Source organism: Rhodoferax sp. (assembly GCF_030646845.1).
Lineage (GTDB): Bacteria > Pseudomonadota > Gammaproteobacteria > Burkholderiales > Burkholderiaceae_C > Rhodoferax.
This window is the reverse complement of the sequence record NZ_JAUSLE010000078.1, coordinates 1-11,133: the sequence shown is the minus strand read 5'-3', so window position 1 is coordinate 11,133 and position 11,133 is coordinate 1. Positions and strand designations below refer to the sequence as shown.

The following is an 11,133-nucleotide window of genomic DNA, read 5'->3' as shown; positions in this document are numbered from 1 at the left end:
AAAGTCGGCCTGGTGCAACTGGTTGGCACTGACGTTCACCGCCAAAGAGAGATGAGCCGTCTTCGGCTGGTTGGCCCATGTCGCCAGCTGGGCACAGGCCGTCTCCAGCACCCAGTGGCCCAGCGGCAGGATCAGGCCGGTTTCCTCGGCCAGCGGGATGAATTCGGCCGGTGACACCAGGCCGCGCTGCGGATGCTGCCAGCGCAGCAGTGCCTCGGCACCGGTGAGGCGGCCATCCCCGACCACCTGCGGCTGGTAGTGAAGGATGAACTGCTGTTGCCGCACCGCCTCACGCAGGTCGACCTCCAGGGCGGCACGGTCTGTCACCATGGCCTGCATCGCTGGATCGAAGAAGCGCAGGGTATTGCGGCCGGCCGTCTTGGACTGGTACATGGCCAGATCGGCCTGCTTCAGAAGGTCGTCGATGGAGGTCAAATGGCCGCCAAACAGTGTCACCCCAATGCTGGGGGTGCTGCGGTTCTCGTAACCGGCGAGCTGGTAGGGCTGATTCAGCGTGGCCAGGATTTTTTCGCCCACTGTTTCAGCCTGCGTCGCTGCTTCGTCGGGATTTTCACTCAGCCCTTCGAGCAACACCACAAACTCGTCGCCGCCCAGACGCGCCACGGTATCGCCTTCGCGGACACAGGTGGTCAGCCGTTGCGCCACCTGCTGCAGCAGCAGGTCGCCCTTGTCGTGACCGAGGGTGTCGTTCAGTGTCTTGAAGTTGTCCAGGTCAATCAGGAGCACCGCGCCGCGATGGCCGATTCGCACACTGGCGGCCAGCGCATGCTGCAACCGGTCCAGCAACAGGCGCCGGTTGGGCAACCGGGTCAGGTGGTCGTAAAAGGCCAGGTGCGTGATCTCGCTTTCTGCGGCCTTGCGCGCAGTCATGTCGGTCTCGGAGGCAACGTAGTGGGTGACGGCGCCGTCGTCCGATTTCACCGCCGTGATGGTCAGCCACTTGGGATAGATTTCCCCATTCTTGCGCCGGCCCCAGATTTCGCCCTGCCAGCCGCCGGTGTCCTTGACGGTCTTCCACATATGGGCATAAAAGTCCGGGCTGTGACGATCCGATCGGAGCAGGCGCGGCGATTGGCCCACGACCTCACTGGCCGTGTAGCCGGTGATTTCAGTGAAAGCGCGGTTGACCTGCAGGATCAGATTATTGGCATCAGCGATCAGCATGCCCTCGCGCGACTCGAAGGCCGTGGCGGCAATGCGCAGTTGCGCGTCGCTGTGCTGCTGGGTTTCGATCATGGCGTTGAATTCCTGTGCCACCGCCGCGATGTCGCGCGGACCTGCCACCGCTGCCCTGACGCCGAGGTTTCCGCCATGGACTGCGCGTGCGGCATTCTCCAGTTCGGCCACCGGACTGGCGATCCGTCGCGCAATCACCATGGCCATCAGCAACACTGAGGCAATCGCGGCCAGGGCGATGCCCGCCGCGGTGATGGCGCGCTGCCTTGCCTTGGCGAAGACTGTGTGTGCCGGTACGCCAACGAAGGCAATCCATCCCGTTTCTGGCATCGGCACCACGGAATAGAAACGCCTGACGCCATCCAGGCCCTGACTTTCGAACTCCCCATCCCGCACTTCGACAATCCTTCGCGCAGCGTCCGAGTTGGGCCGGGTGCCGACAGCACTTTCCGGATCGGCATTTCGCCAGATCAGACTCCCGTCTGCACTGAAGAAACCATAGCGGACCTCAGGCGGCAGAAACTGGGCAGGAATATGGGGGTCCAGGAGCGCCAGGTCGAGGGGAAAATGCATCCCGCCGACCATTTCGCGGCGCTCATTCAAGATGGGTTCTCTCAGAATGGATATCCATTTGCCGCTGATCTGGCCAAAAAATGGCTGGCCCACGCTGAAGCGCTTGTCTTTCAGGAATGTCTGGAACGATGGCGTGGCGCCGTAGTTCACCATCCTGCCGCCCGGCTGCGGCAATGCCGAGCAGACCACAACCCCCTCCAGATTCGAGTACCCGATGTTGGTGTAACCCGGATTCAGGCTATGCAGGTCCTTCAACGCCGGATCGCAATTATTGGAGTCGACCTGTCTGACGACCGGACGCACAGCGAGGCGATCAAGAATCTGGCGGGCATCTGCAATCTTGCCGCCGGTGTTGCTGACCATTGTGCTCGCCAGCATTCGCAGGGAGGTCTTGGTCTGGGCGATCGCCTGCTGCATGTCGGAAAAGATGCCAAGTCCGACGACCGCCATGAGCGGGATCGATACGGCCAATACCAGCAGCAGGAGATGGGTTCGTATCGACGAGTTTCTCACCGTCTTATGCTCGCAGACCGATTGTCGTCATCTTGGGATCCTTCTGGAAACAACACGGGTCAAGGATATTCCATTTTCGGCATGTGTCCATGACATGTGCGCCAGACTATCCTGTTACGGCTCACAGCACGTAGTGCAGGATCGCAACGTAATGGGAGGCGCTGCCGGCGAGCACGAACAAGTGCCAGATGCCGTGCGCGTGGGTGAGGCGGGTGTCGAGCACATAGAAGACGATCCCGATCGTGTAGAACAGGCCGCCGGCTGCCACCCAGGCGAAACCAGTCGGCCCCAGCACCTTCAGCAGCGGGACAAGGGCTACCAGTGCTACCCAGCCCATCACGATATAGATCACCAGTGACAGCATTCGCCCTACGCGCTTCGGCCGCAACTCCTGCAGGCTGCCGAGCACCGCAAGCCCCCACACCACGCCGAGCAGTGACCAGCCCCACGGGCCACGCAGCGTCACCAGGCAGAACGGGGTGTAGCTGCCGGCGATGAGCAGATAGATGCTGTGGTGGTCAAGCTTTTGCAGGATCTTTTTGGCGCGCCCGCGCACGCTGTGGAAGGCGGTGGAGAAGCTGTAGAGCAACACCAGTGTCACGCCATAGATCGAGACGCTCACCAACTTCCACGGGTCCCCACCCAGCGCTGCCAGCACGATGAGGGCGATGGTGCCGGCAAGCGCTAGCACGGCCCCGACGAGATGAGTCAAAGCGTTGAACTTTTCCCCGTAATACATAGGTTAATCATAGCGAGGGCCTGCTGTGGCATCATCAAACACGCTTCCCATCTGAACAACACGAAACTGCCCTGCCCATGATTTACGCCACCCTGAAAACCATTCACCTGCTGTCCGTCATCGTCTGGGTTGGCGGTATGGTGTTTGCCCAGTTCTTTTTGCGCCCGGCCGTGGCCAGGCTGGAAGCGCCTGAGCGGGTGCGACTGATGCACGATGTGCTGGGGCGCTTCTTTAACGCCGTGCTGGTGGCCGCAGTGCTTGCCCTGGGCAGCGGCTTGTGGATGATGGGTCGCGTCGGCCGGGCCGCGGCGCAATCGGGGGTCAAGGTCAGCATGCCCCTCGAGTGGATCGTCATGGCGGTGCTGGGGGTGGTGATGCTGGGTATTTTTGGCCACATCCGTTTTGCGCTCTACAAGCGCCTCACGGGTGCAGTGACGGCCGCCGCCTGGCCGGCCGGCGGCGCCGCACTGGCGAGCATTCGCACCTGGGTGATGGTGAATCTGGCGATTGGTGTCGTGATTGTGGCGATCACGCTGATGGGTGCCTCAAGCTGATACCTGTCCCATGAATCCGGACGCGAAACAGCTCTGGCCGGCGCCGCGCTGGGCGCTGGCGGTCTTGCTGGCAGTGCTGGGCATGCTGGGCCCGTTTTCCATTGACACGTACATTCCCGCCTTTTCAGGCATTGCCCAGTCGCTGGGTGCGACGCCGGTGGAGATGCAGCAGACCCTGTCGGCTTACCTGTTCGGCTTTGCCTTCATGAGCCTGTTCCATGGTGCGATTTCTGACAGCCTGGGGCGGCGGCCCGTGGTGTTGTGGGGGCTGGCGGCCTTCACGCTGGCATCCGCCGGCTGTGCGCTGTCCCAAAGCATCGGCCAGTTGGTGTTCTTCCGGGCCATGCAGGGATTGACCACCGGGGCCGGCATCGTGGTGGCGCGGGCGGTGGTGCGTGACATGTTTGCGCCCGCCGAGGCGCAAAGGGTGATGAGTCAGATCACGATCTATTTCGGTGTGGCCCCGGCCATTGCGCCCATCATTGGGGGCTGGCTGTTTGTGCATCTCGGCTGGCACAGTGTCTTCTGGTTTCTGACCGGTGTGGGTGTGGTGCTGTGGTTCGCCAATTACAAACTGCTGCCTGAGACCTTGCACCTTACCCACCGGCAGCCATTCAAGGTCGACAACCTGATGCAGGGCTACTGGAAATTGGGGCTGGACCCGCGCTTCCTGCTGTTGGCGCTGGCCAGTGGCGTGCCCTTCAATGGCATGTTCCTGTATGTCTTGTCAGCGCCGGTCTTCCTGGGTGATCACCTGGCACTGGCCCCGACGCAGTTTTTCTGGTTTTTCGTGCTCACCATTGGCGGCATCATGGGCGGTGCCTGGGTCAGCGGCCGCATGGCGGGCCGATTGGCGCCCAAGCAGCAGATCAAGTACGGCTTCCTGATCATGCTGCTGATTGCGCTGCTCAACCTGGCGGCCAATCTGCTGTTCAAGGCCCATGTGTCCTGGGCGCTTTTCCCCCTGACCATCTTCGCCTTCGGCTGGGCCATGATGGTGCCGGTGGTGACGTTGCTGGTGCTTGATCTTCACCCCGAGCGGCGAGGCATGGCGTCTTCGTTGCAGGCGTTTATTGGTTCTTCAGCCAACGGCCTGGTGGCGGGGGTCATTGCGCCGCTGGTCATGCACTCAACGGTTCTCATGGCCGCCGCGTCACTGGCCATGATGTGTGTGGGCCTGCTCGCCTGGGTGTATGTGCGCCACCGCTGGCCGGACATCGGCCAGACGGTTGTCCACGCGGTTCACTGAGTTTTCGTGGGCAGCTGCAACACCAGGTCGATGCGCCGCTGGATGCGCGCTGTCGCATCACGGTCGCCTGCATCGTCTGCACGCTTGCGTTGCACCCCCAGCCAGGCCAGCAGCGGGCGGCGCCAGCCCTGGGTCGAGGCGGTCTCGGTCGCGACCGCGATGTCGGCCGGTGTCAAACGACTGCCTTGCAACAGCACACCGGCTGCCACCAGGCGCGCCAACGGGTCTTTGATGGTGTCCAGCACGCTCACGGCCTGCGCCGGGCTGCTCGCAGGCTTGTCCGCGGCCGCGCTCAGGATCAGCGGGCGATGCTGCTCTGGCAGCAGGGCGGCGTTCAGTCCCGTCCAGTTATTGGTCAGAAAAGCGGCATAAGCCTGCTCGCTGGCACCAGCATCGGCGGCGAGCGGCTGATAGGCCGCACAGTTGTCAAACTCAAGGCTGGCCACGCGCGTGGCGCAGCGCGTCAGCTCGGCGCGGGCCATCAGGTCGGCACGGCCGGTGCGGGCAATCTCGGACCGGGCGCGGGCAAACTCAAAATCAGCCAACCGTGTGTTGCCGCTCAGGTAGGCTGACGAATAGCCCTTCAGGGCCTCGAAAGCATTGGCCTGCCAGTCGGGCGGCACAGGCTTGCTGGCGCAAGCGCCCAGCAGCAGGGCAGCGCTCGCCAGGGCGGCAAAAGTCAGAACTGCTTTTGCCCGGCGGAGATTGGAGGTCAGACGGTGTGTCATGGCAATTTGAGTTCCGTGTCGCGGGCAAAGGGCCATTTTCGGTTGACCTCGTCCACCAGTTGGCTCACTTTGCGCAGGCTGATTTCCACCTCGGCGCGCAGGGCGCCCAGGTCGGCGCTGGCGACGCGTGCATTGGCACCGATTGCCTGCGCCTCCACCAGCACGGCATCGACCTTCTGCAGGCTGGCACGGACATCGGTCAACATCGCGGTGAGTTGCTTCACCGCGGCTTGCGAGCCGTCCACGGTTGCCTGTGTGCTGTCCATGAGACCGTTGGCGCCGAACACGCGCTGATCGGTTTTGGCCAGCAGCGCGTTGGCGTGGTCCAGGGTGGCAATGATTTTTTTGGCATTGTCTTCGCTGCCCAACACGCCGGTCAACATGCCATAGCGGCCGTTCAGCCGTGCGCTCATCGTTTGCAGGTGGCCCAGGCTGGTGTTGAGGCTGGAGTCAGACCGGGTCATGTTGTCCAGGTTTTCCAGCAGCGTACGGGCGGTGGCCACCAGGCGCGGAATCTCGGCATTGGTGTCACCGCTCAGCACGCCTCGTTCCGAGTTTTCGGGCAGGGGTGGATCATTCAGCATGCCGCTGAAGGCGCGCAGGCGGGTCTCACCCACCATGCCGCGTTCCATGGTGAAGATGCTGGAGGTGCGCAGCCAGTGCGCATCCTTGCGCGGCACATCAATCAGGATGCGGGCCTTGCCGTCAGCGCCCAGTTCGATACGCCGCACCCGTCCGATGGGAAAGCCCGAAAAGGTCAGGTCCATGCCGGCGATGACGCCCTCGGAGTTGTCCGCTATCAGCACCAGTTGCTGGGTTTTCTCGAACACGCCGCGTGCGTACATCACGTAGAGCAAAAAACCGCAGATCAGCGCTGTGATCAGGACCAGCAGCACGATGGCTTTGAATTCGACATGGGCGACGTCTGATGGCGGGTCCGACGGCGACGGGGAGGGGGGGGTGGATTCCATGCTTGTGGGGAGATTCAGATGTATTTGATCGCCAAAGAGCCAGCTTCGATCAATAGTAGTACCAAAAACAGACGCACTGCGCCAGGTTGCACGGCGTCGGCCGACGCGGGCTGGCCCGGCGCTTCCAGACTGGCGGCAACCGGCACCACCGCCACTGCCAGACTGAAGAGAATGGTTTTGAGCAGAAAGCCCAGCGTGACCGCCAGATCGAACACATGGGCGACCGTGCGCGTATAGCCCGGCAGCCCCCAGGGGGACAGGCCGTAGACCGTGAGGTAGGCCTGCACCAGGGCAATCACACTGCTGACCATGGCCAGCGTCAGCACCGCGAAGGCGCTGGCCATCACACGTGGCACAAGGTCAACGCGCAAGCGGGTAACGCTCAGGCGCGGCGTCGAATCAGCCTGGGCCGACAGGGCACTGGTGGCCGCACCCATGTTGAAAGCGAGCCCGGCGCGCAATGCGACAAAAACGGCCGCCGACAGCGGTATGAGTTCCAGCACCAGTACGCGCACCACCATCTGCAGTGCGTATTGCGACAGGCCGTAGCTCTGGGCTGTGACGACCACGACGCGGATCAGCACCAGGCTGAGCAGCGCCGACAACGCCGTGAACCAGGGCAATACCTGCCAGGTGCTGGCATAGATATGTTTGGCCGTCGTGGCGCGGTTGGCCCGGTTGTAGGTCGAGGGTGACAGCGCCATCACCAGCACGATGGCGCCAAAGTGAACCATATGCCACCAGCTGGCGGCCCCGCGCAGCAACGCACGGCCCCAGGCACCGGTGTCAAGGTGGGGGTAAGAGGTTTGGCGCATGGGCGGATGATAACGAGGAGTCTCTGCCAAGGGGGCAAGACACAGGGTTGGCAAATCACTATACTGTATTTTTATACAGTTAAATACCATTGATCGGTGTGATTTTCCATGGTGACGAGTCTTTTTTCTGCTTCTTTTGCGCACCTGGGCGATGCCGTCTGGCGTGCCGATGAACTGGGCTGCGCAGCCGGGGCCACCGTCGCCAGCGGCCACGCCGCGCTCGACGCCCAACTGCCCGGCGGCGGCTGGCCGGTGGGGGCTATTGTGGAAGTCCTGCAGGCGCAAAGTGGTCAGAACGAGTGGCGCCTGTTGTTACCCGCCTTGAGGCGCGCTGCCCCTGGCCCCGTGGTGTTGGTGGGTGCGCCCCATGTGCCGTTTGGGCCGGGGCTTTGTGCGCAGGGCTTCGAGGCGCAGCGGCTGTTATGGATAAGGGCTGGTGCGCCTGCCGCACGCTTGTGGGCAAGTGAGCAGGCCTTGCGCTGTGCTGAGGTGGCTGCGGTGCTGGCCTGGTTGCCGCAGGTTCGGGCCGAGCAGTTGCGGCGGCTGCAAATGGCCGCCCAGGAGCACAGCAAGCTCTTGTTTGTCATGCGCCCAGCCCAGGCGATAGCGGAGTCCTCGCCCGCCGTGCTGCGGCTGCTGGTTGCCAGCCAGTCGGCAGGAGAGGGGGCGCCCGGTGACGCTTTGCAATTGCATATTCTCAAGCGGCGCGGCCCGCCACTAACGCAAGCCCTGGCACTGCCGGCCCGCTGTGCACGCCTGGGCGCGTTGCTGGCTTTGCGGGTGAAGGCAGAAGAAGTGGTTCGTGACACAGGGGGTGGTGATGCACTGGATCGCCTTGCAGCCGCAGCCTGAAGAAGCTCGGACTCTCCAGCCCGGGCGGGTGGACGCCGAACTGGTCGACACCTTGCCTGACGTCCTGGCCGCTTTGGGTTGGTGGGCTTTGCAGTTCACGCCCAAGGTGGCGCGGCTCGAAGAGGCGCTGGTGCTCGAAGTGTCTGCCAGCGAGCGCCTGTGGGGTGGTCGCCAGCAGCTGCTGCGCCAAATATTTGAATCAAATAGACCTGTAGCCCCCGTCAAACATGCACAAGGCGCTACGTCTTTGATAGCAATTGCCCGGCTGTACGCAGCGGGATTGGCGCGTACGGTGCCAGACGATCTGCCGCTGGCGGCGCTGGCGGCGGCCCGGCCCCACCTGGCGACCCTGGAGAAGATGGGTTGCACCCGCTGGGGCCAGCTGCGTGCGTTACCGCGTGGTGGGGTGGCGCGGCGTTTTGGCGCGCCATTGCTGGAGGCGCTGGACCGCGCCTATGGCGGGAAGCCGGACCTTTACCCCTGGCTGGTGCTGCCGGATGTTTTTGAGGCCACGCTGGAGCTGGCCGCCCAGGTCGAGACCGCTCCGGCATTGCTGTTTGGCGCGCGCCGCCTGCTTGGGTCATTGCAGCTGTGGCTGCAGCTGCGCCACAGTGGCGTGCTGGCGCTTGAGCTGATGTGGACGATGGATGCCCGGCGCGACACGGCCACCGAAGGGCAGCTGGTGGTGCGTACCGCCGAGCCCACCGGGGACATGGCCCACCTGCAGCGTCTGCTGGGCGAGCATCTGGCCAGGGTGACCTTGCCGGCCCCGGTGCTGTACCTGCGTTTGCGCACCCTGGAGACCCAAAAACTGGGCGGTGAAACTGCCAGTTTGCTGCCCGACGAGCAGCGCCGGGGCGACAGCCTGCACCAGATGCTGGAGCGCCTGAGCGCACGCCTGGGACCTGAAAAAGTATTGCAGCTGCAGCCCCGTGCCGACCACCGGCCGGAACGGATGCAGGCGTGGCAGCCGGTCTCAAACGCTACACAATTAATAGCAGGCAGCACAGACAAGACGAGGGCTGGAGGCAAAAAAGACTCAAAAGAAGACGCGCTTTACCCCACCTGGTTGCTGGCCGAGCCGCTCCAGTTGGCGGTGCACCGCAACGCTCCGCTGTACCAGGGCCCGCTGACTTTGCTGGCCGGTCCGCAGCGGCTGGAGGCTGGCTGGTGGGGTGGGGGCGACTGCGCCTTGCGTGACTATTTCCTGGCGCGCAGCGAGCGGATGGGCTTGCTGTGGATTTACCGTGAGCGGCTGGCGGGGCCGGGCAGAGCCGGGCACGGGGCCGATGCCGACACAGGGTGGTATTTGCATGGCCTGTTTGCCTGAGATGACCCTGCCCGCCTACGCCGAGCTGCATTGCCTGTCCAACTTCAGCTTCCAGCGCGGCGCCTCGCACCCGGAAGAACTGGTGGCGCGTGCTCACGCGCTGGGCTATGCGGCACTGGCCCTCACCGACGAGTGCTCGGTGGCCGGGGTGGTGCGCGGGCACACCGAGGCGAAGAAACTGGGGTTGAAGCTGCTGCTGGGGGCCGAATTTGTACTTGAAGATGGCTGCAAGCTCATCGCCCTGGCCCATGACCTGGCGGGGTGGGGCAACCTGTGCGAGTTCATCACCGCGGCGCGTTGTTCGGCCGTCAAAGGTACGTATGCGGTATCCCGCCAGCGCAGCGACTTTTCCTTGTTGGCGCATTGTGAAATCTTGCTGATTCCCCATCTTGCTATTAATTTCGAAGCACTATGCGCTTATTGCACGTGGGCTAGGGGCCTGTTTGACTCAAGGCTTTGGCTGGTCCTGGAGGTGCAGCATGGTCTGGGCGACGATCTGTGGCGGCACGCGCTGGCGCGCGCTTCTCTGCTGACCGGCGTGCCTTTGGTGGCGGCGGGCAACGTGCACATGCACGTGCGCTCGCGCAAGCCGCTGCAGGACGTGATCACCGCCGTGCGTTTAGGGGTACCGGTGTCCGAGTGCGGTTTTGCGCTGCAGCCCAACGCCGAACGCCATCTGCGCTCGCGCCAGCGTTTGGGAAACATTTACCCGCCCGAGTTGCTGGCGGCCACACTGACGGTGGCGGCGCGCTGCAGCTTCAGCCTGGACGAGTTGCGCTACCAGTACCCGATGGAGACCGTGCTGCCCGGCCTGACCCCCGCGCAAACCCTGCGCCAGTTCACCTATGAGGGCGCCAGCCGGCGTTACCCGCAGGGAATGACCGCCAGCGTGCAGCAGCAAATCGAGCATGAACTGGCGCTGATTGCCGAGTTGAAGTACGAGGTGTATTTTTTGACCGTGCACGACATCGTGGCCTTTGCCCGCAGCCGCCACATCCTGTGCCAGGGGCGCGGCTCGGCCGCCAACTCCGCCGTCTGCTATTGCCTGGGCGTGACCGAGGTCGACCCCTCACGCATGGCCATGCTGTTTGAGCGCTTCATCAGCCGCGAGCGCAACGAGCCGCCCGATATTGACGTGGACTTTGAGCACCAGCGGCGTGAAGAGGTCATCCAGTACATCTACGCCAAATACGGGCGTGACCGCGCGGCCATCGCGGCCACCGTGGTCTCCTACCGGCCGCGCAGTGCCATCCGGGATGTCGGCCGGGCGCTGGGCATCGACGAGGCGCTGATCGACGCCTTTGCCAAAGACCACCACTGGTTTGATGGCAAGGCGCTGCAGGACGGGCAATTGGCCCAGCGGCTGCAGGACGCCGGGCGGGCACCGGATGATGTCTCGATCCGCCAGTGGCTGGCGCTCACCACCCAGCTGCTGGGCGCACCACGCCACCTCAGCCAGCACGTGGGCGGCTTTGTGCTGACGCAGGGCAAGCTCACGCGCCTTGTGCCGGTGGAAAACGCCGCCATGCCGGATCGCTCCATCATCCAGTGGGACAAGGACGACCTGGACGCCATGGGCCTGCTCAAGGTCGATGTGCTGGCCCTGGGCATG

The 11,133-nt window shown here is 63.7% G+C and carries 10 protein-coding genes; 5 read left to right on the top strand and 5 right to left on the bottom strand.

Annotation, left to right across the window (positions count from 1 at the left end; translation table 11 throughout):
* On the bottom strand, positions 1-2,283 hold a 2,283-nt coding region (locus Q7T10_RS19185; protein WP_304751289.1), incomplete at its 3' end, for a diguanylate cyclase domain-containing protein.
* A 121-nt stretch (positions 2,284-2,404) separates the two neighbouring features.
* Entirely contained in the window at positions 2,405-3,022 is a 618-nt protein-coding gene (locus tag Q7T10_RS19180) for a hemolysin III family protein (RefSeq protein WP_304751287.1), read from the bottom strand.
* A gap of 77 nt (positions 3,023-3,099) precedes the next feature.
* Here Q7T10_RS19180 and Q7T10_RS19175 point away from each other — a divergent pair, with 77 nt between their 5' ends.
* Both Q7T10_RS19175 and Q7T10_RS19170 read left to right on the top strand, forming a co-directional pair.
* Positions 3,100-3,576 carry a CopD family protein gene (locus Q7T10_RS19175; protein WP_304751285.1) on the top strand — a complete coding sequence of 159 codons (477 nt, stop codon included), beginning with the start codon at positions 3,100-3,102 and terminating at the stop codon, positions 3,574-3,576.
* A 10-nt stretch (positions 3,577-3,586) separates the two neighbouring features.
* Positions 3,587-4,825: a multidrug effflux MFS transporter gene (locus tag Q7T10_RS19170; protein WP_304751283.1), complete on the top strand. Its 1,239-nt coding sequence runs from the start codon at positions 3,587-3,589 to the stop codon at positions 4,823-4,825.
* Here the strand turns inward: Q7T10_RS19170 and Q7T10_RS19165 are convergent.
* From Q7T10_RS19165 to Q7T10_RS19155, 3 genes are read right to left on the bottom strand one after another with little or no spacing between them, the layout of a single operon-like run.
* Entirely contained in the window at positions 4,819-5,553 is a 735-nt protein-coding gene (locus Q7T10_RS19165; RefSeq protein ID WP_304751281.1) for a hypothetical protein, read from the bottom strand. The two genes, Q7T10_RS19170 and Q7T10_RS19165, sit on opposite strands and share 7 nt — an antisense overlap.
* Positions 5,550-6,524, bottom strand: a complete 975-nt coding sequence (locus tag Q7T10_RS19160) for an MlaD family protein (RefSeq protein WP_304751278.1) — start codon at positions 6,522-6,524, stop codon at positions 5,550-5,552. Before Q7T10_RS19160 ends, Q7T10_RS19165 begins: the two co-directional genes overlap by 4 nt.
* Positions 6,525-6,538: 14 nt before the next feature.
* Entirely contained in the window at positions 6,539-7,339 is an 801-nt protein-coding gene (locus Q7T10_RS19155) for an ABC transporter permease (RefSeq protein ID WP_304751276.1), read from the bottom strand.
* 108 nt (positions 7,340-7,447) lie between these two features.
* On the opposite strand from Q7T10_RS19155, the gene imuA reads away from it, so the two are divergent.
* The 3 genes from imuA to Q7T10_RS19140 form a co-directional block, all read left to right on the top strand.
* Complete coding sequence (imuA, locus tag Q7T10_RS19150; RefSeq protein WP_304751274.1) at positions 7,448-8,191, top strand: translesion DNA synthesis-associated protein ImuA; 744 nt, start codon at positions 7,448-7,450, stop codon at positions 8,189-8,191.
* Entirely contained in the window at positions 8,142-9,521 is a 1,380-nt protein-coding gene (locus tag Q7T10_RS19145) for a DNA polymerase Y family protein (RefSeq protein ID WP_370653799.1), read from the top strand. The genes imuA and Q7T10_RS19145 overlap by 50 nt, the downstream gene beginning before the upstream one ends.
* Positions 9,505-11,133, top strand: a 1,629-nt coding sequence (locus Q7T10_RS19140; RefSeq protein ID WP_304751272.1) for a PHP domain-containing protein, incomplete at its 3' end; no start/stop codon positions are given. The genes Q7T10_RS19145 and Q7T10_RS19140, both read left to right, overlap by 17 nt.